Origin of the sequence: Corallococcus sp. NCSPR001, from assembly GCF_017309135.1 — a bacterium.
Taxonomy (GTDB): domain Bacteria; phylum Myxococcota; class Myxococcia; order Myxococcales; family Myxococcaceae; genus Corallococcus.
This window is the reverse complement of sequence record NZ_JAFIMS010000002.1, coordinates 2,101,376-2,122,558: the sequence shown is the minus strand read 5'-3', so window position 1 is coordinate 2,122,558 and position 21,183 is coordinate 2,101,376. Positions and strand designations below refer to the sequence as shown.

The following is a 21,183-nucleotide window of genomic DNA, read 5'->3' as shown; positions in this document are numbered from 1 at the left end:
CATGGTCGCGCGCTCGTGGAAGACGCTGTTGTCGCTGGTGCTGATGGGCGCGCTCATGGCCTTCGCCACCTGGGAGCTCGTGGCGGGCCGCAAGGCGGGCCGGCTCCCGGATCCGCCCCAGCCGAAGACGGAGGTCCCCGCCGCGGACCCGCGGGAGGCGATGCGGGACCTGGGCGTGGTGCTGGTGCCGGAGGACACGCCACCGGAGCGCGCGAAGTCCTATGACTGGCGCGTGGAGGGCATGGAGCCCGCCCGTCAGCAGCTGGCCTACGGCCTGGGCGAGGCGATGGAGCGCGGGCTGGAAGAGGCGCACCGCGACTACAGCGTGCGGCTGCGCTACCGCGCCATGGGCCCGGAGCGCTTCACCTACGTGGCGCCGCCGGGCTGCGGCACGGACATGCGCTGCATCTACGCGGAGCTGATGAAGAGCAACGCGGAGCCGGTGCGCGTGCTGGGCGAGCGCTTCGCCACCTCCATCCGCGAGCGCGACCTGGACGCGGCGCAGGCCACCGAGCTCATCCTCGGCTTCGTGCGCCGCATCCGCTACGAGCTGCCCGGCGACGAGCCCTTCGGCATCGTCCCGCCGGGGCTGGTGCCCGCGCAGGACCGGGGCGACTGCGATTCCAAGGCGGTGCTCGCGCTGATGTTGCTCCGGCAGGTGGGCGTGGACGCGGTGATGCTCTATTCGGACGCGCTCGCGCACGCGGCCATCGGCGTGGGGCTGCCCGGCACCGGCACCCGCATCCCCTTCGGGGGGCGCGGGTACCAGTACGCGGAGCTCACGGCGGAGGGCTGGCCGCTGGGGATGATTCCACCGCAGTACGACAAGCCGCTGCTGTGGCGGGTGCTGCCGCTTCCAGACGTGCAGGGCTGAGCGCGGCGGGCTGCCGCTTCCGGCCCAGCTCCGCGCTCGCCCGCAGCGCGACGTAGGGCGCGCAGAGCAGCCGGAACGCCTCTGAAAGCATGCCCACCCCTCCCAGCAGGAACAGGTCCGGGCGGGACAGGTCCGTCTGGGCCAGGGACAGACCACCCAATCCCAGCAGCCCCAGCCCCCACATCAGCTCCACGCGGGTGGCGGCCAGCGCGGCCCTCCAGCGCTCGTGCGCCGGCTGGAACTTGTCGGTCCGCTCCCACGCCAGCGGCTCCTTGGAGAAGAACGCGGCCGTCACCGCGCGCCGCCGCGTCTGCTCCAACGCCGCGATGAGGACCGCCGAGGACAGCATGTCCCGGAATGAGCAGCGCACCATCCGGGCGCGCAGCCAGAGCCGCACCCAGCGGGTGACCGCGTCCATCCCCGCCAGGACGAGCAGCCCCAGGGGCACGGCGACAGGCTGCCGGTCCACCACCAGCTTCACCACGCCCAGCATCGAGACCATCCCCAGCAGTTGGGTCATCAGCGCGGACACGAGGTCCAGGCCATGGAAGGTCCAGGCCCTGCGCTGCGTGGCGCGCATCCGCTGGCTGCGCCCGGGCAACAGCTCCCGCCAGTGCATCTGGAACTGTTGGATGGGGCCCGTCCACCAGCGGAAGCGCTGCTTCTGGAGCTCCCGGAAGGACTGCGGCAGCAGGCCCCGGCCCAAGGTCTGCTTGAGGAAGAGGCCCTGGCCGCCCCTGGCGGACAGGCGGAACGCCAGCTCCGAGTCCTCCGTCAGGCTCTTCTCCGACCAGCCCCCCACCGACTCCAGCGCGTGCCGCCGGATGAGGCACGTGGTCCCGATGAGGATGGTGAAGCCCCACTCGCTCAAGGCCGGCAGTTGCAGGAGGTTGCCCTGGCGCTCCTCCCAGTAGCAGGCCCGGAGGAACCAGCGGTCCTCCCAGTCGCGGTAGTCATGCGGCGTCTGCACGTAGTCGATGGACGGATCATCGAAGAAGCCCACCAGCCGCGACAGGAAGTCCGGCTCGCAGACGTAGTCCGCGTCCAGCAGCGCCACCAGCCGCGTCCCGGGCGGCGTCAGCCGCAGCGCCAGGTTCAGCGCCCCGGCCTTCGCTCCGGGCAGGGACTCCACGTGCACGAAGCGGAAGCGCTCCCCCAGCCGCGCGCAGTGCGCCTCCACCGGGCGCCAGAGCGCCGGGTCCGCCGTGTTGTTGTCCACCACGATGACGTCGAAGGCCGGGTAGTCCTGCCGGGCCACCGCGTCCAGCGTGGCGATGACCACCTCCGGAGGCTCCGCGTGACACGGGATGTGCACCGTCACCCGGGGGAACGGCGCCTCGACCCTCGGTGGCAGCGCGTGCGTGGGGCGCAGGTACGTCCGGCGCGTCAGCGGTTGGAGGTCGGCGGTCTCCACCAGGAGCCCGTAGATGAGCTGCGAGGCCACCAGGGCCAGGGTGAGGACCCAGGGGATGAACAGCAGCAGCCGGGCAAGCTCCGCGGAGGGCGGGAACGCGTCGCGGAACCACCGGCCCATGAGCCAGGCGCCGAGCAGGAAGAACACCAGCCGGTGGGTGAAGAACAGCGGCCTCGCCACCGAGTCATGCTTCATGGCCACGCACAACGGCACCGCGACGAGCAGGGAGAACCCGAGCACCGGCAACACGCCCGCCACGCCGCCCGTCAGCGCGGACGTCACCAGCGCAGCGGCCGCGTAGAGCCCCACCAGCACCGCCCCGCTCCAGCGGCGCGCCTCCACGCCATGCCGCAGGTTCCAGCCGAACAGCCCCAGCAGGGCCACCTGCATCACCACGGCGAAGCACACCGTGGGCCTCGCCTCCACCACCGACCACCCGATTCCCATCATTCCCCTCCCGCGTCAGGACCCCGCGTCCAGGGGAAATGGCTCCGGCGCTCTCACGGGCACACCGCGCCACGGACTCAGACATCCCACCCCACGGGACGGCGCTGGAGATTCACGCGTAATTCTTCTATTTCTGCTCTATCCGGGATGCGCGCACGAGAGCGGCATCCCTTCCAAGCGGGGGCGGGACCATGGCGGATTCACGGATGTGGATGACGGTGGGGCTGGTGGCGCTGGCCAGCGGCTGTGGCGCACAGGACGAAGCGAGGATGCCGGCCGCGGTCGAACAGGCGCTGGGCGCGTGCACGCACTCGGTGACGACGAACACGTACGACGGGCCGGACTACTGGGGCACGCTCGTCTTCAAGAACACGGGGACGGTGGCCATCGCCAATCCGGTCATCGCGCTCGACGTGCCCTCGGGCGTAACGTGTGACGATGACCAGCCCGGCTGGACCCACACGCAGTCGGGCCGCACGTGCACCTTCACGCGCACGTCGTCGCTGACGGTGGCGGTGAACACGTCCTACACGTTCAACTACTCCACCAACTCCAACGTGTCCTTCACCGCGGCCAACGTGAAGGTCCAGTCCGACAGCTGCGGCGGCACGTCCCCCGGCGGCACGGGCCTCACCGCGAACCAGAAGAAGGTCGCCGAAGGGCTCACGAGCATCTGGGAGAACGACACGCCCACGCTGGACTACGCCTATTCGGAGAACATCCAGGACGGGCGCGGCTACACCAACGGGCGCGCGGGCTTCTGCACCGGCACGGGCGACGCCATCCAGGTCGTGCAGTGCTACCGGGCCCTGCGCACGGAAGCCAATGGCAACCGCCTGGCGAAGTACTGGAACGCGCTCACCGTCATCAACAACCGCTTCCTGTCCACCGGCCAATCCCAGGCGTCCACGGCGGAGCTGGACGCCGTGGGCAACTGGACCGCGGACTGGGCGGCCAGCTTCAACACCGCCGCCACGAAGGCGGACTTCAAGCAGTGCCAGGACCAGGTGAGCGACGCACTCTATTACACGCCCACTATCAATGAAGCCGCGAAGTGGGGCCTCACCCAGGCGCTCACCAAGGCCGCGCTCTACGACGCATCCATCAACCACGGCTTCGACGGCATGAAGGACCTCATCCGCAAGGCCAACACGGCCCTGGGCAACAGCGGCCAGGTGGCGCCGGTGATTGGCTACAACGGCATCACGGAAGGCGCCTGGCTCCAGAAGTTCCTGGAGAAGCGCCGCGACGTGCTGGCGGCGGACTCCACCTGGGTGGAGGCGGTGGACCGCGTGGCCGCGTACGAGAAGCAGCGCCGCCGCGGCAACTGGGACCTGGGAGTCGCCCTGCGCAACGACGTGCGCGCCCGCGACTGCTGGACGACGGCCTACCCGGCGAGCGGCTACACCGTGCGCAACATCAACCCGGACGGCACCTGGAGCACGCCGTCCTCGTACACCTATTCCTGCCAGTAGCAGGACGGTCTGGCACACGGGCCGTGACGGCGGGCGCCCCGGGATGGCATGACCGGGGCATGGCCCGTGACGTTTCGTTCTTCGACAGGCTCGGCTCGCTGCTCGCCCAGGAGCGTGAGGCCGAGAAGGCCCGGATGACCTCGCTCGCGCAGGGGCTCACCCTGCGCGAGCGCGAGGAGCAGGGCCTGTCCGTGCTGGACCTGGAGACCGTCGAGGAGGAGGTGGGCCTGGGTGGCCGCATCCTCCTCACGCTCGCCCGCGCGGACCGGGGGAAGCTGCCCACGCGCGTGTCCAACGGCGACCTGGTGGCGGTGCTGCCCCGCCGCGCGGAGGTGAAGGACCCGGCGAAGGCGCTCGTGTCGCGCGCCACCTCCACGCGCATCCAGCTGGCCTTCGACCGCGAGCCGCCCGCCTACCTGTCCGAAGGCCTGTTGCGCCTGGACGTCGTCCCCAACGACGTCACCTACGAGCGCGTGCGCGCGGGGCTCCAACGCGTGAAGGCGATGGACAAGGGCCAGGAGCGGCACAAGCGCGAGGTGCTCCTGGGCAACGAGCCCCCGCGCTTCGACAACGCGAAGGACTTCACCCCCACCCGCCCGCTCAACCCGGAGCAGCAGGACGCCGCGAAGCGCGCGCTGGCCGCGGAGGACTTCTTCCTGGTCCACGGCCCGCCCGGCACCGGCAAGTCCACCGTGCTGGCGGAGGTGGCGGCCCAGGCCGTCGCGCGAGGCGAGCGCCTGCTGTGCACGGCGGCCAGCAACGCCGCGGTGGACCACCTCTTGGAGCTGTGCCTGGAGCAGGGCCTGCGCGCCATCCGCGTGGGCCACCCCGCGCGCGTCGCCGCCCGTCTGCAGGAGCACACGCTGGACATCGTGGTGGAGGAGCACCCGGACCGCGTCGTCAGCCGCGACCTGTTCGACGAGGCCTTCGACCTCTTCGGCTACGCGCGCAGGCAGCGCAGCCAGGGCCGCAGCCGCGAGCGCTTCTCCAACGCCCGCTCGTCCACGGCGGAGGCCAAGGACCTGATGGACGAGGCGCGCAAGCTGGAGAAGAAGGCCGTGAAGGCCGTGCTCGCCCGCGCGGACGTGGTGTGCGTGACGCTCGCGAGCCTGGGATCCGGCGTGCTCGCGGGCGAGGAGTTCGACCGCGCCCTGTTGGACGAGGCCACCCAGGCCACCGAGCCGCTGGCCCTGCTGGGCTTCCTGCGCGCCCCCAAGGTGGTGCTCGCCGGAGACCCGCAGCAGCTGCCGCCCACCGTGCTGTCCCAGGAGGCCGCCAAGGCGGGCCTGGGCACGAGCCTCTTCGAGCGCCTGCTGAAGGACCACGGCGACGACGTGAAGCGCATGCTGCGCGAGCAGTACCGGATGAACGCCGCCATCATGGCCTTCCCCTCGAAGGAGATGTACGGCGGCGAGCTGCGCGCCCACCCGTCCGTGGCGGACCGCACGCTGTCCGGGGTGCTCGACTCCGGCTCGGGCGCGGAGGTGGACGCGCCGCCCGTGCTCTACCTGGACACCGCCGGCAAGGGCTTCGACGAAGAGGTGGAGCCCACCACGCACTCGCTCCTCAACCCGGGCGAGGCCACCTACGTCATCGCCCGCGTGCGCGAGCTTTTGGAGCGGGGCCTGTCGCCGCGAGAGATCGCCGTCATCGCCCCCTACAGCGCCCAGGCCCGCCACCTGCGCGAGGCCCTGGAGGCCGTGCACCCGGAGGTGGAGGTGGACACCGTGGACGCGTTCCAGGGGCGGGAGAAGGACGCCGTCCTGGTGAGCATGACCCGCTCCAACAGTGAGGGGCAGCTGGGCTTCCTCAACGACCTGCGCCGCATGAACGTGGCCCTCACCCGCGCCCGCCGGCACCTGTTCGTCGTGGGCGACTCCGCCACCCTCAGCAGCCACCCCTTCTACGCGCGCTTCATCGAAGGCACCCAGACGGACGGCGGCTACCGCTCCGCCTGGGAGTGGCCGGACCCCACCGGGCAATGATTGTCATCCCAAGGACCCGGGGCTGCCCCGGGGGACTACGCAAGGAGTGCGACCCGGGCGCGCGAAATTTGTCGCATCGCTGAACGAATTTTGTCACCTGCTCGGCCGCCGGGCGTGGGAGACGGCCGGAAATCAGGCATTTGGCCCCTTCCAAGGGGTCGGCACGAAGACTGCTTTCCTTTCTGAACACGGAGGGAATGCATGTCTCAAGCGCCTGTGGTGACCAAGGAGAATGACGTCTGGGTGATTCGGATCGACCGGCCCAACGGCAAGACCCAGGAGTACCGCTGCGCCACGGAGAGCCAGGCCCGGCAGCTGGCCATGGTGCTCGGCAAGCCGGACACCGGCGGTCCGCCGCGCCCGGCGGCTGCGTCGTCCAGCACCGTCGCGTAGGGTCGCCAACACCCGGGGGGACGGAGTAAGGCGTGAAGGCACGAGGAGGCCCCCGTGCCCGCCGCCGCATTCGAATCCCTCACCGTCGACGCAGAAGGGCTGCCGCTGCACGTGCGGCAGCGAGGCCCCCACGGCGCCCCCGCCGTGCTGATGCTTCACGGGTGGCTGGACCACTCCCACGGCTTTGATCCGCTCTGCGAGCACCTGCCCGAAGCCTGGCACACGGTGCTGCTCGACTTTCGCGGCATGGGCGAGAGCGGCCACGCGGGCCCCGGCGCCGCGTACCACGTCAGCGACCACCTGCTGGACGTGGAGGCCACCCTGGACGGGCTGGCCCTGCCGCGGGTGCACCTGGTGGGACACTCGCTGGGCGGCATCGTCGCGCTCGCGTACGCCGCCGCGCGCCCGGAGCGCGTCCAGAGCCTGAGCCTCATCGAAAGCCTGGGGCCCTCCGGAGGCCCGCCCACGGGCGCCGTGCAGCGGCTGCGCGGCTTCCTGGACGACTCGCGCCGGCCGCCCCACCGCAAGCGCTACCCCACCGTGGAGGCCGCCGCGGAGCGCCTGCGTCAGGCGAACCCCACCCTCTCCCCGGACGCGGCGCGGCTCTTCGCGCGTCATGGCACCCGGCGCACGCCGGAGGGCGACTTCGCCTTCACCTTCGATCCGCGCCACCGCCGCCGCTTCGGCCAGAGTTTCGACGAGGCCCAGTGGCTGGCGCTGGAGGCCGCCGTCACCTGCCCCGTGCAGCTCTTGCGCGGCACCGAAGGCCTGTCCCCCGCCCCGGAGCTGCTGGAGGCGCGGCTGGCCACCCTGCGGACGCTGGCCGCCCCGCCCCGCTTCTTCGAAGGCGGCCACCACGTGCACCTGGAGCAGCCCGCCGCCATCGCCGCCGCGATCGCGGCCTTCATCGCGGGCACCGCCGGCGCCCCGGCGACGGAAGCGTCAAGTTCATGACCTGAAAAGTTGGGGGTGCAGGTTGGCAAAAGGTCGGGAAAAACCTTTCACCCTCCAGGGCACCCCGGTTCCCTCCAGCGCTCACTTGGCCGCTGGAGTGAACGCCAAGTCCCTGATTTCAGGGGGAGGCGGAGCAACGCTCCTGCCCGGCACGGGTCTTGATTAGGGGAAGCCCGAGATGGATCACGTGTCCCGGGCATCCGTGTGCGTGTGGTGGGGAAGGGTGGGGAGCGGACAATGGTGATGGGGTGGAGGGGTCGGTTCGTCCTGCTGGCGTCATTGGTGGCGGGGACGATGGCGTGTCACGAGGAGGACCAGACGCGCGGGGTGCAGGCCACGGCGGTGCTGGACGTGGACGCGCTCGACTTCGGCGAGGTGCCGGTGGGCGAGTGGCGTGAGAAGGAGGTGCGCATCCGCAACGTCGGCTACGTGCCCTTCTCCGCGCTGGAGGCGTTGGGGCTGGGCAACAACCCGTCCTACCAGGTGGAGTTGACGGACGGCGGCGGCCGCGTGCCGCCAGGCGAGTCGCACGTCGTCAAGGTGCGCTTCCACCCGCTGGCCGAAGGGCCGGTGGAGGAGACGCTGCGCGTGACGACGGACGCCAACGTGGGCGCCCTGCAGCAGTTGCCCGTGCAGGGCCTGGGCACGCCCACGCGCATCGGCGTCAACCCGCCGGTGCTGGACTACGAGACGCTGGAGGTGGACAGCGACCGCACGCTGGAGGTCACCGTCACCAACCCGGTGGACCTGCCGCTGACGCTGAAGGTCGCGGGTGAGAACGCGGATCCGTTCACCGCGGACACCATCACCGTGCCGCCCAACAGCACGCAGGTGGTGAAGACCCAGTACCTGCCCCGCGCGCTGGGGCAGATGGGCGCGCGGCTGGAGGTCGTCTCCTGCGAGACGTGCACTCCGTCCGTGGTGGACCTGAAGGGCAACTCCGTGGCGAGCGCCTTCGTGTTCGACCCGGCGCCCGTGCCCTTCGACGAGATTCCGGTGCACGAGCGCACCGAGTCCTTCACCCGCGCGCGCAACATCACCTGGCGCCCGGTGACCATCTCCGCGCTGGCGACGAGCGACCGGGCCTTCTCTCCGCTGTCCAAGCCGGAGGGCAGCACGGTGCAGCCGGGCGAGGTGGTGGAGATGCGCATGGAGTTCGCCGCGCGCTTCTCCGGCCCCAACGTGGGCAACCTCACCGTGGCGTACGCGTCCGACAAGGCGCGTGAGTCGCGCGTGATGCTGGACGCGCGCGGTGGCCGGCCCACGCTGGCCGTGGCCCCGGTGGCGCTGGACTTCGGCGAGCTGCCGGTGGGCGGCAAGGTGGAGCAGGTCATCCGCATCACCAACGCGGGCAGCAACGGCCCCCTCACCTTCACCGGCGTGCGCGCGGACGGCGACGCGGTGCAGTTCGACGTGGCCACGCCCACCCGCGGCACGCAGAACTACCCCTGGAAGGGCGGCACCTGGCCCGCGCTGGAGGCCAACGGCCTCCAGATTCAACCGGGCGACGACGCGCTGGAGCTGAAGGTCTACTTCGAGCCCCGGAACGAGGGCACCTTCACCGCCACGCTCTACGTGCAGTCCAACGACCTGTTCACGCCCGAGCGCGCCATCACCCTGACGGGCCGCGCCCGCACGTCCGGTCCCTGCGTGTACGAGCTCTTGCCGCAGCCGTCGCTGGAGTTCGCCAACGTGGTGCCGGGCCGCGGCGCGGTGCTGGGCTTCTACTTCCGCAACCCGGGCCGGGCCGAGTGCGCCATCAAGAACGTGCACCTGTCCAATGACGGCGGCGGCGTCTTCAGCATGCCGGGCGGCCCCATCACGGGCGGCGTGGTGCTCTACGACACGGCCTTCAGCTCCATGATTGCCTTCCGCGCGCCCACCACGGGCGGCGAGTTCAACGGCGAGCTGATGCTCACCGTCAACAACCCGGCCCACCCCACGGTGACGCTGCCCATCCACGCGGTGTCCAACCCGTCGTGCCTGGTGGCCACGCCGTCCTTCGTGGACTTCGGGCCCATCCGCTACGACTGCCCGGCCAAGCCGCGCAAGACGTTCCTGTCCAACCGCTGCAGCGAGCCGCTCACCGTGGGGGACGCCATCATCGGCAACGGCACGTCCAAGCAGTTCTCCCTGCGCACGCCGGTGACGGCGCCCATCACGCTCCAGCCCGGCGAGGGCTTCGAGATGGAGGTGGACTACGCCCGCAACGTGCTGGGCCAGCACTACAGCCCGCTGTACTTCAAGATGGACACGGAGGCGAACCGCTTCCTCGTCCCGCTGCTGGCGGAGACCAACCACGAGGGCATCCAGGTGGACCGCTTCACGCAGGGCACCGACAGCCAGCTGGACGTGCTCTTCGTGGTCTCCAACACCACCACCATGGAGCCCTACCAGCAGCGCCTGCGCAACGCGATTCCCGGGTGGCTCACCCGCGCGAAGGAGCTGAACGTGGACGTGCGCGTGGGCGTCACCAGCACGGGCCTGGTGCAGCGCCAGGGGCTGTGCGGCGGCGGCGCCAACGGCGGTGAGGCCGGCCGGCTCTTCCCGGTGGACGGCAGCCGCGCCCGCGTGGTGTCCGGCAACAGCGCCAACGCGGCGGCCACCATCCAGTCCAACATCGAGGTGGGCCTGTGCCACAACCTGGTGCAGGGCCTGGAGACGATGCGCCAGGGCCTGTCCGCCCCGCTGTCCGAGCAGGCCGACGACGTCCGCACCCCGCAGCCCAACGACGGCAACCTGGGCTTCACCCGCGCCGCGGCCCGCATGGCGGTGGTGGTGCTGGCGGACGAGGACGACCACTCCGGCTTCGAGCCCGACAGCTACATCCAGTTCCTCCAGACGCTGAAGGGCACGGGCATGTCCCAGCGCAGCAACCTGCACGCCCTCATCCCCAACGGCGCCTGCTCCACCGCGAGCAACAGCGCGGACCGCTTCGCCTCCGTCGCGAAGGGCACGGGCGGCTCCGTGGGCTCCATCTGCGAGGGGGACTACCGAGGGTTCCTGGACCCCATCATCCAGCAGGCCGGTGAGCCGCAGGCGGACTTCCACCTCACCGCGACGCCGGACGGCACCGCGGAGATGAGCGTGCGCGTGAACGGCCGCACCCTGGGTGCGGACCAGTGGACCTACGACGCGGGCCGCAACGCGGTCATCTTCGCGGCGGGCTCCGTGCCCACCCCGGGACAGGCCGTGGAGATCCGCTACCGCAGCGTCTGCGCCGCCACGCCGTAGGGTGACGGGTTCGTGACGCAGCGCGGCCGGGCCGGTCCCTGAAGGGGGGCCGGCCCGGTTCGCGTTTTTGCGGAAGCCCGGGCTTTTGAGATCCGCGCTGACGCGGCTATCGTCACGGCCGGAGTGGAAACGTTCGGCCGCTATGAATTGCTGCGCAAGCTGGCCACCGGCGGCATGGGGGCTGTCTACCTTGCACGGCAGAAGGGGCCGGTGGGCTTCCAGAAGCTGCTGGTGGTGAAGCGGCTGTTGCCCCACCTGTCGGAGGACGACGAGTTCCTTCAGATGTTCCTGGACGAGGCGCGCATCGCGGCGCTGCTCAACCACCCCAACATCGCGCAGATCTACGAGATGGGGGACGTGGACGGGCAGTACTACATCGCGATGGAGTACGTGCACGGCGAGCCGCTGGGTTCGCTGGTGCCGCGCGCGTCGGCGCACCCGGGCGGCTTTCCCCTGGGCCTGCGGTGCCGGATCATCGCGGAGGCGGCGGCGGGCCTGGACGCGGCTCACAACGCGCGCAGCCCGTCCGGCCGGAAGCTGTCGCTCATCCATCGGGACGTGTCGCCGCAGAACGTGCTGGTGGGCTTCAACGGCGGCGTGAAGCTCATCGACTTCGGCGTGGCGAAGGCGCAGGGCAAGCTGTCGCAGACGGTGGTGGGCACCATCAAGGGCAAGCACGCGTACATGTCCCCGGAGCAGGCGCGGGGAGAGCCGCTGGATGCGCGCTCGGACGTGTTCGGCCTGGGGACGGTGTTCTACGAGCTGTTGACGGGCGGCCGCCTGTTCAAGCGCGAGACGGAGATGGCCACGCTCAAGGCCGTCGTGGGGCATAAAATCGTCCCTCCGTCGGAGGCCGTGCCCGGGATTCCGAAGTCGTTGGACCCCATCGTCTTCAAGGCGCTGGCGCGCAAGCGCGACGACCGGTTCTCCACCGCGGGCGAGCTGCAGCTGGCGCTGGAGGAGTTCCTCCAGCAGGAGAAGCTGTCCGGCACCAGCGCGCACCTGGCCGCGTTCATGCGGGACGTGTACGCGGACGAGCTGGAGGAGGAGCGCTTCGCGGCCGAGCCGACGATGATCTACTTCGACCCGCGCCTGATGGCCCGGCCGGGCAGCCCCGCGCCCGCGAAGGCCCCGGCCCCCGCCGGGACGACGCCGTCCGCGGCCAGGGCGCAGGCCCCGGCGAAGACGCCGCCGCGCGCGCCGGAGACGAGTCAGTCGTCGACGAAGGCCGCCGCGTCGCCGGAGGACTCCGCCGTGAGCCCCGCCGCGGAGCGGACCTCGCGCACGAAGGAGAACTCGGGCCTGAGCCGCCCGGAGGCCCGGCCCGTGAGGACGCGGGAGAACACCGGCGTGAGCCTCGCGGACACGCGGCCGTTGCACGATGAGGATGCGGGCCGTCCCACCGCGAAGCACGAGGCCATGCGCGGCGACGCGCGTGCCTCCACCGGGAAGTTCGATGCCGTGCGCGGCGAGGACGCGGGTCGTGCATCCACCGCGAAGCACGAAGCCGTGCGCGCGGAGACCGGCCGGTCCTCCACCGCCCAGTTCGGCGCGGTGCGCGCGGAGGGCTCGAAGCCATCCCGTCCGGCCGAGGGCTCCACGGCGAGCCGTTCCGCGGCGAAGGCCGTGAAGGCCACCGGGGACGCGACGGGAAGCCGCTCCGCCGCGAAGGCCGTGCGAGCGTCGGAGGACTCCGTCGGGACCAAGGCGCCTGCGAAGACGGCCCGCACCGAAGGCTCCGTCTCCTCCGCCCGCCGTCCCGTGCGCGGCAACGGACCCGATTCCGACAAGTAGGCCTCAGCCTCCGCCGCGACAGGGCGCCTGGCGAAGGGCCTGCGTACAGGCCTCGCGGCGCGGCCGGTTACAGGCTCGCCAGGGCCACGCGGTACAGCGCGCGGTAGCCCATGCGCGGGGCCACTTCGAAGCGGTCCGCGTTGAAGATGTCGCGCATGAGCGCCTGCCCGTCCGGCGTGGACGGCAACCCCAGGAGCGCCGTCTCCAGCGCCGCCACCAGCGGCGCGGGCAGCCCCATGGCCACCGGCACGCCGTCGTTGGGGGCCTCGTCCGTGTACGCGAGCAGCTCGAACTTCGCGCCCATGCCCGGCCCCAGCACGTCCTCCACGCCCGTGGTGAACGTGAGCCCCGTGGAGGCCGGCGGACAGAAGACGCTCGTCACGTCCGCCCTGCGCTCCAGCACCGCCTCCAGCGCGCCCTGGTACGAGCCCGTGAACTGCTGCGACACGAACGCGCGCGACGGCTCCAGCCCCTGCGTCTTGAGGAACGCGCTGGGCAGCAGGTAGCCCGCCACCGAATCGCGGTCCACCCACGCCGCCGTGGCGCCCTTGAGCTTCTCCAGGGTCAGCCCGGAGCCCGCCCGCCCCACCAGCGCGGAGCGGTAGCTGGACATGCCCCGGCGAACACCACGGGCCAGCACCCGGACGCCCATGGCCTCCATGCGCGCGCACACGAAGGGCGGCGCCCAGGCGGCATCCGCTCGCCCGGACAGGAGGTCCTTGGCCAGCGTCTCGTAGCTGGTGGCGACGCTCACCTCCACCAGCTTGCCCAACGCGCGCTGCAGGAAGGACGCGAGCCGTTCCGCGCGCTCGCGCGCCGTCTCACTGCCCAGGGACGGCGGCAGGCCGAAACGGAAGGAGTGCCGCGAACCGGAGGGGACGTGCGGGGTCATACGACTCCCGGTTTACCCTTGCTGGTCCAACCGCGCCACTTCATCGTCCGCCAGACCGAACGTCGCCTGGAGCAGATCCAGGATTCGCTGCTCCGCGGAGCTCGTCCGGCCCGACGCGTGGGCGATCTTGGTGGCCAGTTGGTACGCCTTCACCCGCTGGGAGTGCGTGGCCAGCCCGTGCGCCAGGACGTGGAGCCGCTGGGGCAGGCCGTCCGTGGCCAGCGCGGCCACGGACTCGCTCACGAAGCCCTGCGCCCGCTCCGGGCTCACGTTCTGGAAGAGCGGATCCGCCGCGAAGCTCTCCACCATCGCGCGCGCCTCCGCCTCCTTCAGCTGGCCGTCCGCCGCCAGCACCAGGACCATCACCTCCGCGAACAGCCGCTCCAGGGGCTCGCCCAGCGCCTCGGACAGGCTGCCGCCCTGCTCGATGACGTCGATGATCTGCGCGACCTCGTCCTCGGAGATGCCCAGCGCCGCCTGGAACGTCTTGAGCAGCCCCAGCTCGGAGCGGGTGGCCCGCTGATCCGCCAGCGCCACCGCCGCCGCCAGGCCGAAGGCCAGCATCCGGTTCTTGTGGTCCGGCAGCCTCCGGCGCAGCGAGGCGAGGACCTCCTCCAGGTTGCGGGCCTCGGCCAGCCGCACCGCGCTGGTCTCCACCAGCAGGTTCAGCTCACCGGACTGCGTGCCCTCGAACTCCGGGCGCTCCAGCACGCGCGCCAGCAGCGTCTGCATCTCGCGCTGGGACACGCTGCCGTCCGCCATCGCGGCCAGCAGCATGGCTTCCACCAGCGCCGCGTTGCGCTCATTGCGCGCCTTTACTGCCTGCTCTCGAGCCATGGACTGGCGCTCCCTTGCGTCTCGGTGGTGGGGGGGGTGGCCACGGGCCCGTCTTCCGTCGCGTTGAGCGGGTCCGGGTTCAGCGTCTTGTCCAAGAGGTGCGTGGGCCGCACGTTCGACATCGCGTTGAGCAGGCTCTGGCGGACGTTGGGGATCTCCTTGCCCAGGTCCTCCACCAGCTTCTGCATCCGCTTGCGCTGCAGGTTCTCCTGCGACCCGCACAGGTCGCAGGGGATGATGGGGAACTGCTTCTCTTGCGCGAACTGGATGATCTCCTTCTCCGGCGCGTAGCACAGCGGCCGGATGACCACGTTGCGGCCGTCGTCGCTCTTCAGGAGCGGCGGCATCGCCTTGAGGCTCCCGGCGAAGAACATGTTCAGGAGCATCGTGTGGATGAGGTCGTCGCGGTGGTGGCCCAGGGCGATCTTGTTGCAGCCCAGGTGCACGGCGGCGTTGTAGAGGATGCCCCGGCGCAGGCGTGAGCACACCGAGCACTGCGTCTTCCCGGGCGGGGTCTTCTCCAGGACGATGCTGTAGGTGTCCTCCTTCAGCATCTTGTAGGCGTAGCCTTCCTTCTGGAAGTAGCCCTCCAGGATGTGGCCGGGGAAGCCGGGGTGGCCCTGGTCCAGGTTCACGGCCAGCAAGTCGAACTTCACGGGGGCCCGCCGCTGCAGCTCGCGCAGCAGGTGGAGCATCGTGTAGGAGTCCTTGCCTCCCGACACGCCCACCATGATGCGGTCTCCGGCCTCGATGAGGCGGAAGTCCGCGATGGCCCGGCCCATGTGGCCAAGCAGGCTTTTTTCAAGACGTTGGGCGTCGTTCATCGGCGGGGCCATCCTAGCGGCGGTTCGGGAAAAAACACGTCAAAGGGGCGGGCCGGTCCGCTAGCCTGCTCCCCGCGATGCCGACCTTCCCTCAGGGTGCCTTGGATGTGGTGGACCGCGCGGGCGAGGAAGCCGCCACGCGGGTGCTGGAGGCCGCGCCGGAAGTGGCGGTGGACCTGGAGGCGGACGCCATGCACGCCTTCCGCGCCCGCCTGTGCTTCCTCCAGTTGGGCACCGACACGGACATCTTCCTCTTCGACACGCTCCAGCCGGGCGTGGATCCGCGCCTGCTCTGCCCCATGATGGAGGACCCCGGGCGCACCAAGTACTTCCACGCCGCCCAGGGCGACCTGCAGTTCCTGGCGGAGGCGGGCGTGCGCGTGCGCGGCCTCTTCGACACGCACCGCGCGGTGACGCTCCTGGGGTGGCCCAAGGTGGGCCTGGCGGACCTGGCGCGCGAGCGGCTGGGTGTCGAGCTGCCGAAGGAGCACCAGCAGTCCGACTTCTCCTTGCGTCCCCTGCCCCCGGGCATGCGCGACTACATCGCCAACGACGTGCGCTACCTCTGCGAGCTGGGCCGCCAGGTGCGCGACGCATGCCGCGAGGCGGACATCCTGGAGGAGGTGCTGCTGGACTGCGAGCGCATGTGCGCGGAGGCCGAGGCCCGGCCGGAGGTGGGCGCCGAGTACAAGCCCAAGCTGTCCAAGAGCGGCCTCTCCACGGCGCAGTACGCGCTCGCGCACGCCATCGCGCAGGGGCTGCACAAGCTGCGGCTGGAGTGGGCGGAGAAGGACAACGTGCCCATGGGCCGGATGCTGTCCAACATGGCCATCACCGACCTGGCGCTGAAGCAGCCGGACACGCACAAGGACCTGGCGCGCGCGGCCGGCGTGCGGGGCGCGGTGGTGCGCGCGCACGGCGACGCCATCCTCGCCCTCATCCGCGAGCAGCAGCAGAAGGCCACCCGGGGCGAGCTGGACCTGGACAAGGAACCCAAGGGTCCGCGCGACCCCCACCGGCGCAAGCGCGAGGACGCGCTCAAGGCCTTCCGTGTCGAGCAGGCCACGCTGCGCAAGGTGACGCCCAGCGTGGTGCTCACCAACCCGCTCATGGACGCGCTCGCGTCGAAGCCGCCCGCGGACGTGGCGGAGCTCTCCCAGCTGCCGTACCTCGGGGAAAAGCGGATCAAGCTGTACGGCGACAAGCTGGTCGCGCTGCTCAAGCCCTTTCCGTTGCCCGGCAGCTGACGTTCGCCCGCGACGAAGAGGCAAGTGCTGTACGATCCGGCTGAATCGCTCGCGGGGCTTGTGCATCCCTTGCCGGCTCGCTGTCCATGGCCCTGGAACGCAGATGTTGAAGCCCCATCTGCGGCTCCGGTGCCGGTTGCGAGAACCGCGTGCGTGCGTACCTTTGACGCCGCACAAAGGGAGGGCGTGGTCATGCTGGGAGCCAGGACAGGCGGGGCGCGGACAGAGGTCTCCCGGTGCATCGCCGCGAGCCTGAAGTGTCAGTCGGCCTGTGAGGCCGGCATGGCACGCCTGACGGCCCAGGGAATCGCGGCGGATGACGACGCGGTGCGGCTGCTGCGCCAGTGCGCGGAGCTGTGCGAGCTCAACGTGCGCGCGCTCCAGAAGGAGAGCCGCCTGTCGCGCCGCACCGCCAGCCTGTGCTTCGAGCTGGGCAGCCAGGTGGCCCGCGCCGCGTGGCTGGAGGCGCAGGACCCGGACGCGCACGCGCTCGCGAGGGACGCGCTGCACCTGGCGCGCGCGTGCCGCCCGCTGGTGTTCGCGGCCTAGCGAGAGGTCTCTAGAGCTTGATGCCGTACAGCGCGCCGTACTTCGCGCGCAGGTACTGGAGGAAGTCCCGGTCCGTGAGCCCCTCGCCGGTGATGGCGCGCACGCGCTCCTCCGCGGGCAGCCGGAAGCCGTGGGAGTGCAGGTTCGTGCGCAGCCACCCCAGGAGTGACGACGTGTCGCCGCTGGCGAGGTCCGCCTCCAGCGACGGCAGCGCCCGGTTCGCGGCGGCGTACAGCGAGGCCGCGTACAGGTTGCCCAGCGAGTACGTGGGGAAGTAGCCCAGCTCTCCCCAGGCCCAGTGGATGTCCTGGAGCACGCCCTGCGTGTCGTCCGGCGGAGTCATCCCCAGGTAGCGCCGCATGCGCTCGTTCCACGCGGACGGCAGCTCCGACACGGGCAGCTCGTCGCGCAGCATCGCCAGCTCCAGCTCGTAGCGCAGGGCGATGTGCAGGTTGTAGGTGACTTCATCCGCCTCCACGCGGATGAGCGACGGCACCACGTGGTTGATGCCCGCGTGGAAGCCGTCCAGGTCCACGTCCGCCAGCGCCTCCGGGAAGGCCTCCTTCAGCGCGGGGAAGTGCGGCACCCAGAAGGCGCGGCCCCGGCCCACCAGGTTCTCCCACAGGCGGGACTGGGACTCGTGCAGGCCCATGGAGGGCACGGACGCCAGCGGCGTGCGGTGGTGCTCCTGCGAGAAGCCCTGCTCGTACAGGCCGTGGCCCGCCTCGTGGAGCGTGCCGAAGAGCGCGGCCGGCGGCCAGGTGGGGTCCAGGCGCGTGGTGAGGCGCACGTCCTGCGCGTGCACGCTGTTGGTGAAGGGGTGGATGCTCACGTCCTGGCGGCCCGACTCCAGGTCGAAGCCCACGGCCTTGAGCAGCCGCATCGTGAACTGCCACTGCTGCCCGGTGTCGTAGGTGCGGCCGGAGAGGAACGCGGGGAAGGCCCGCTTCTGCTCGCCCAGCGCGGCCACCATGGGGATGAGCGCGTCTCGCAGCGCGGTGAGCACCGGCGTCAGGCGCTTCACGCGCATGCCGGGCTCGAAGCCCTCCAGCAGCGCGTCGTAGCGCTCGCCGTCGTGGCCCTGCGCGTCCGCCTGCTCGCGGCGCAAGGCCAGGAGCGCGGCCAGCGCGGGCTGGAAACGCTCGAAGCGCTTCGTCGTGCGCGCCTCGCGCCAGGCCTGGAGGCCCTCGCCCTGCGCCTCCGCCAGCGCGGTCACCAGGCGGGCGGGCAGGCGCACCGCGCGGTCGCGCTCCCGGGTGAGGACGCGCACCATGGCGCGCTCGTCGGGCGTGAGGGCCTCGGAGTCCGGGCCCCCTTCCCCGGCGCGGGCCAGGGCTTCTCCCAGGCGCGGATCCACCAGCCGCTCGTGGTGGAGGGCCTGGACGGTGGCCAGCTGCTGGGCCCGCGCGGAGGCCGCCTTGGAGGGCAGGTAGACCTCCCGGTCCCAGGAAGCCAGGTTGATGACGCTGTTCAGGTCGTTCAGCTCATGCATCCGCGCGCGCAGCCAGGAGTCCATGGCCTGTGTTTCTAGCGCGCTTCCAGGGTATGAGGACGCCCGCGATGGCCAACATCCTCCAATTCTTCATGGCACCCGACGACGAGGTCGCCTTCTTCCGTCACCTCGAGCGGCACGTCCTGGAGGTCTACCCCCGGCGCGTGCCGCCGGACTGGGTGCCCTTCCGGGCCACTCCGGACAACATCCCGCGCCTGCCGGAGGAGGACCTCTACCTGGTGGCCAGCGAGATTGGCCCCGCCATGGTGGACAAGGTGAAGCGCGGCCCGGACAAGGGCTTCTGGCGCATCGACGAGGTGCGCTCGCCCGTCATCTTCATCGAGCGCTCGCGCCGCAACGAGGAGGGCGAGCTGCTCAGCGGGAAGATGTGGGTGGAGCTGGAGGTGACGTCCCAGACGGGCCGCCGCGACGCGGCCCCGGACAAGTTCCGCCGCCTCTACATGGAGGTGGAGGAGTTCGTGAAGAAGACCTTCCGCCGGGGTGACCCGAAGGACTTCTTCGTGGGCAACCGCGCCGCGCGCCTCTTCAAGGAGGGGCTGGTGCTGCGCGACTCGGCCTTCCGGGGCGGCACCGTGGTGCCGCACAAGTAGGCGTCTTCTAGCTGCCGGTCGCTGCCGACGCGGACTGGCGCAGGAGCGGGGCCTCGGAGAGGAACTTCAGCTCCGGGTGCTTCTCCTCGGCGTGCTGGAGCGCCCAGTCGTCGCGGAAGAGCACCAGGGGCAGCCCGTCGCGGTCCTGCACCGTCTGGCGGTTGCCTTCCCAGTCGAACGACTTCGGGTCGAAGTTCTGCCCCACCACCCAGCGGGCGTGGCTGAAGGGCAGCCGGTCCAGGGCGATCTTCGCGCCGTACTCGTGCTCCAGGCGGTACTGGAGCACTTCGAACTGGAGCGCGCCCACCACGCCGACGATGGGGTCCTTCATGCCCATCGCGAGCTGCTGGAAGATCTGCACCGTGCCCTCTTCGGACAGCTGCTCCAGGCCCTTCTCCATCTGCTTGCGGCGCAGCGGATCCTTGGAGCGCACCACCGCGAAGAACTCCGGGCTGAAGCGCGGCACGCCCTCGAAGAGCACGTCGTGCGAGCCCTCCGCCAGCGAGTCGCCGATGCGGTACTGCCCCGGGTCGAACAGGCCGATGACGTCCCCCGGCCACGCGTCTTCAATGGACGTGCGCTCGGCGGCGAGGAACTGGCTGGGCTTGGCGAGCCGCACCTCCTTGCCCAGGCGCGAGTGGAAGGCGTTCATGCCCTTCACGTAGCGGCCGGACACCACGCGCATGAACGCGATGCGGTCGCGGTGCGCGGGGTCCATGTTCGCTTGAATCTTGAAGACGAAGCCCGCGAACTTCGGGTTCGTGGGCTCGCGAGGCCCCTGCGTGGTGGGGCGCGACGTGGGCGCGGGCGCCAGGTCCAGGAACGCGTCCAGGAAGGGCCGCACGCCGAAGTTGGTCATCGCGCTGCCGAAGAACATGGGCGACAGCTGGCCCGCGTCCGACTTCTCGCGCGTGAACTCGTCCCCGCCGATGTCGAGGAGCTCGATGTCCTCCTGGAGCTTCGCCAGCTCCGTCTCGGTGAGCACCGACTTGATTTCCTCCGAGTCGATGGACACCGAGCGCTCCGCCACTTCCGACTCGCCGTGCGAGCCCTCCGCGGAGAACACGTGCACCACGCGAGCCTGCCGGTCGTAGACGCCCCGGAACTCCGGCCCCATGCCGATGGGCCAGTTCATGGGGTACGAGCGGATGCCGAGCACCTGCTCCAACTCGTTCATCAGCTCCAGCGGTTCGCGGCCGTAGCGGTCCAGCTTGTTGACGAAGGTGAAGATGGGGATGCCGCGCATGCGGCACACCTTGAAGAGCTTCTTCGTCTGCGGCTCCACGCCCTTCGCCGCGTCGATGAGCATCACCGCCGCGTCGGCGGCGGAGAGCGTGCGGTAGGTGTCCTCGGAGAAGTCCTGGTGGCCCGGGGTGTCCAGCAGGTTCACCGCGTGGTCGCGGTAGCTGAACTGGAGCACGGACGACGTAACGGAGATGCCGCGCTCCTTCTCCAGCTCCATCCAGTCGCTGGTCGCGTGGCGACGCGCCCGCTTGGCCTTCACGCTTCCGGCCAGGTGGATGGCGCCGCCGTAGAGCAGCAGCTTCTCCGTCAGGGTTGTCTTTCCCGCGTCGGGGTGGGAGATGATGGCGAAGGTCCGTCGCCGGGCGACCTCCCTCTCGAGCTCGTTGGCCATGATCCGAGGGCAACTATCACGGGCGGTCGTTCCTTGCAGCTGTGCAAGCAGCGCCTGGAGGTCCGGCCGGGCTCCGGCCCTCCGGGGCAGCCCTCCCCAAGCCCCCACATCGGAGCCACGCCATGCAGCGCATCCTCCATGCCACCGGCACCCCCTGGGAGCCCCGGGTGGGCTACTCGCGGGCGGTGCGCACGGGCCCCTTCGTGTCCGTGTCCGGCACCACCGCCACGGGCGCGGACGGCCAGCTCGTGGGTGAAGGGGACGCGTACCGGCAGGCGGCCCAGGCGCTGTCCAACATCCGCGCCGCGCTGGAGGCGGTGGGCGCCCGGCTGGAGGACGTGGTGCGCACGCGCATGTACGTCACCGACATCTCGCGCTGGGAGGAGGTGGGCCGCGCCCACGGCGAGGTGTTCGCGGCCATCCGCCCGGCCACCTCCATGGTGGAGGTGAAGGCGCTCATCGACCCGCGGATGCTGGTGGAAATCGAAGCGGACGCGGTGGTGGCGTCCGCCCTGCCCTGACGGC

The 21,183-nt window shown here is 70.8% G+C and carries 17 protein-coding genes; 11 read left to right on the top strand and 6 right to left on the bottom strand.

Annotated elements, in window-relative coordinates; all coding sequences use genetic code 11:
* Position 1 precedes the first annotated feature (1 nt).
* Positions 2-874 (top strand): hypothetical protein, encoded by an 873-nt coding sequence (locus JYJ93_RS10795; protein ID WP_206789095.1) that lies wholly within the window; start codon positions 2-4, stop codon positions 872-874.
* Here JYJ93_RS10795 and JYJ93_RS10790 read toward each other — a convergent pair.
* Positions 780-2,738, bottom strand: coding sequence for a glycosyltransferase (locus tag JYJ93_RS10790; protein ID WP_206789093.1), 1,959 nt, complete (start codon positions 2,736-2,738; stop codon positions 780-782). The two genes, JYJ93_RS10795 and JYJ93_RS10790, sit on opposite strands and share 95 nt — an antisense overlap.
* Positions 2,739-2,926: 188 nt before the next feature.
* Here JYJ93_RS10790 and JYJ93_RS10785 point away from each other — a divergent pair, with 188 nt between their 5' ends.
* From JYJ93_RS10785 to JYJ93_RS40560, 6 genes are all read left to right on the top strand, one after another.
* Complete coding sequence (locus tag JYJ93_RS10785; protein ID WP_206789076.1) at positions 2,927-4,210, top strand: chitosanase; 1,284 nt, start codon at positions 2,927-2,929, stop codon at positions 4,208-4,210.
* 59 nt (positions 4,211-4,269) lie between these two features.
* Positions 4,270-6,195 carry an AAA domain-containing protein gene (locus tag JYJ93_RS10780; protein ID WP_206789074.1) on the top strand — a complete coding sequence of 642 codons (1,926 nt, stop codon included), beginning with the start codon at positions 4,270-4,272 and terminating at the stop codon, positions 6,193-6,195.
* A gap of 201 nt (positions 6,196-6,396) precedes the next feature.
* Complete coding sequence (locus tag JYJ93_RS10775; protein WP_120567378.1) at positions 6,397-6,588, top strand: hypothetical protein; 192 nt, start codon at positions 6,397-6,399, stop codon at positions 6,586-6,588.
* 54 nt (positions 6,589-6,642) lie between these two features.
* A complete protein-coding gene (locus JYJ93_RS10770) occupies positions 6,643-7,542 on the top strand; it encodes an alpha/beta hydrolase (RefSeq protein ID WP_206789072.1) in 900 nt (299 codons plus the stop codon).
* 237 nt (positions 7,543-7,779) lie between these two features.
* Complete coding sequence (locus JYJ93_RS10765) at positions 7,780-10,776, top strand: choice-of-anchor D domain-containing protein (protein WP_206789070.1); 2,997 nt, start codon at positions 7,780-7,782, stop codon at positions 10,774-10,776.
* 123 nt (positions 10,777-10,899) lie between these two features.
* Positions 10,900-12,570 carry a protein kinase gene (locus JYJ93_RS40560; RefSeq protein WP_330166754.1) on the top strand — a complete coding sequence of 557 codons (1,671 nt, stop codon included), beginning with the start codon at positions 10,900-10,902 and terminating at the stop codon, positions 12,568-12,570.
* Between the two features lie 67 nt (positions 12,571-12,637).
* Here the strand turns inward: JYJ93_RS40560 and JYJ93_RS10755 are convergent, their stop codons facing one another.
* From JYJ93_RS10755 to ttcA, 3 genes are read right to left on the bottom strand one after another with little or no spacing between them, the layout of a single operon-like run.
* Positions 12,638-13,462 (bottom strand): phosphate/phosphite/phosphonate ABC transporter substrate-binding protein, encoded by an 825-nt coding sequence (locus JYJ93_RS10755; RefSeq protein WP_206789068.1) that lies wholly within the window; start codon positions 13,460-13,462, stop codon positions 12,638-12,640.
* 12 nt (positions 13,463-13,474) lie between these two features.
* Entirely contained in the window at positions 13,475-14,299 is an 825-nt protein-coding gene (locus JYJ93_RS10750; protein ID WP_206789066.1) for a tellurite resistance TerB family protein, read from the bottom strand.
* A complete protein-coding gene (gene ttcA, locus JYJ93_RS10745; RefSeq protein ID WP_206789057.1) occupies positions 14,278-15,135 on the bottom strand; it encodes a tRNA 2-thiocytidine(32) synthetase TtcA in 858 nt (285 codons plus the stop codon). Before ttcA ends, JYJ93_RS10750 begins: the two co-directional genes overlap by 22 nt.
* A 65-nt stretch (positions 15,136-15,200) precedes the next feature.
* Between ttcA and JYJ93_RS10740 the strand changes: the two genes are divergently transcribed.
* Together JYJ93_RS10740 and JYJ93_RS10735 are read left to right on the top strand one after the other, a co-directional pair.
* A complete protein-coding gene (locus tag JYJ93_RS10740) occupies positions 15,201-16,370 on the top strand; it encodes a ribonuclease D (RefSeq protein ID WP_206789047.1) in 1,170 nt (389 codons plus the stop codon).
* 282 nt (positions 16,371-16,652) lie between these two features.
* Positions 16,653-16,919 carry a hypothetical protein gene (locus JYJ93_RS10735; protein WP_242543758.1) on the top strand — a complete coding sequence of 89 codons (267 nt, stop codon included), beginning with the start codon at positions 16,653-16,655 and terminating at the stop codon, positions 16,917-16,919.
* A gap of 10 nt (positions 16,920-16,929) precedes the next feature.
* Here the strand turns inward: JYJ93_RS10735 and JYJ93_RS10730 are convergent, their stop codons facing one another.
* Entirely contained in the window at positions 16,930-18,435 is a 1,506-nt protein-coding gene (locus tag JYJ93_RS10730) for a carboxypeptidase M32 (RefSeq protein ID WP_206789038.1), read from the bottom strand.
* A gap of 44 nt (positions 18,436-18,479) precedes the next feature.
* Between JYJ93_RS10730 and JYJ93_RS10725 the strand changes: the two genes are divergently transcribed.
* On the top strand, positions 18,480-19,022 hold the full coding sequence (locus JYJ93_RS10725) for a hypothetical protein (protein ID WP_014399318.1): 543 nt from the start codon (positions 18,480-18,482) through the stop codon (positions 19,020-19,022).
* A gap of 7 nt (positions 19,023-19,029) precedes the next feature.
* Here the strand turns inward: JYJ93_RS10725 and JYJ93_RS10720 are convergent, their stop codons facing one another.
* A complete protein-coding gene (locus JYJ93_RS10720; protein WP_206789036.1) occupies positions 19,030-20,658 on the bottom strand; it encodes a peptide chain release factor 3 in 1,629 nt (542 codons plus the stop codon).
* 122 nt (positions 20,659-20,780) lie between these two features.
* On the opposite strand from JYJ93_RS10720, the gene JYJ93_RS10715 reads away from it, so the two are divergent.
* On the top strand, positions 20,781-21,179 hold the full coding sequence (locus JYJ93_RS10715) for a RidA family protein (protein WP_206789034.1): 399 nt from the start codon (positions 20,781-20,783) through the stop codon (positions 21,177-21,179).
* The last annotated feature ends 4 nt before the right edge of the window (positions 21,180-21,183 follow it).

Excerpts from the sequence above, each read along its gene's own strand:
- JYJ93_RS10790 (WP_206789093.1), bottom strand. The coding sequence starts at position 2,738 with ATGATGGGAATCGGGTGGTCGGTGGTGGAGGCGAGGCCCACGGTGTGC.
- JYJ93_RS10775 (WP_120567378.1), top strand. The coding sequence starts at position 6,397 with ATGTCTCAAGCGCCTGTGGTGACCAAGGAGAATGACGTCTGGGTGATT.
- JYJ93_RS10735 (WP_242543758.1), top strand. The coding sequence starts at position 16,653 with ATGGCACGCCTGACGGCCCAGGGAATCGCGGCGGATGACGACGCGGTG.
- JYJ93_RS10715 (WP_206789034.1), top strand. The coding sequence starts at position 20,781 with ATGCAGCGCATCCTCCATGCCACCGGCACCCCCTGGGAGCCCCGGGTG.
- JYJ93_RS10780 (WP_206789074.1), top strand. The coding sequence starts at position 4,270 with ATGGCCCGTGACGTTTCGTTCTTCGACAGGCTCGGCTCGCTGCTCGCC.
- JYJ93_RS10755 (WP_206789068.1), bottom strand. The coding sequence starts at position 13,462 with ATGACCCCGCACGTCCCCTCCGGTTCGCGGCACTCCTTCCGTTTCGGC.
- JYJ93_RS10765 (WP_206789070.1), top strand. The coding sequence starts at position 7,780 with ATGGTGATGGGGTGGAGGGGTCGGTTCGTCCTGCTGGCGTCATTGGTG.
- JYJ93_RS10785 (WP_206789076.1), top strand. The coding sequence starts at position 2,927 with ATGGCGGATTCACGGATGTGGATGACGGTGGGGCTGGTGGCGCTGGCC.
- ttcA (WP_206789057.1), bottom strand. The coding sequence starts at position 15,135 with ATGGCCCCGCCGATGAACGACGCCCAACGTCTTGAAAAAAGCCTGCTT.
- JYJ93_RS10725 (WP_014399318.1), top strand. The coding sequence starts at position 18,480 with ATGGCCAACATCCTCCAATTCTTCATGGCACCCGACGACGAGGTCGCC.
- JYJ93_RS10795 (WP_206789095.1), top strand. The coding sequence starts at position 2 with ATGGTCGCGCGCTCGTGGAAGACGCTGTTGTCGCTGGTGCTGATGGGC.
- JYJ93_RS10720 (WP_206789036.1), bottom strand. The coding sequence starts at position 20,658 with ATGGCCAACGAGCTCGAGAGGGAGGTCGCCCGGCGACGGACCTTCGCC.
- JYJ93_RS10740 (WP_206789047.1), top strand. The coding sequence starts at position 15,201 with ATGCCGACCTTCCCTCAGGGTGCCTTGGATGTGGTGGACCGCGCGGGC.
- JYJ93_RS10730 (WP_206789038.1), bottom strand. The coding sequence starts at position 18,435 with ATGGACTCCTGGCTGCGCGCGCGGATGCATGAGCTGAACGACCTGAAC.
- JYJ93_RS10750 (WP_206789066.1), bottom strand. The coding sequence starts at position 14,299 with ATGGCTCGAGAGCAGGCAGTAAAGGCGCGCAATGAGCGCAACGCGGCG.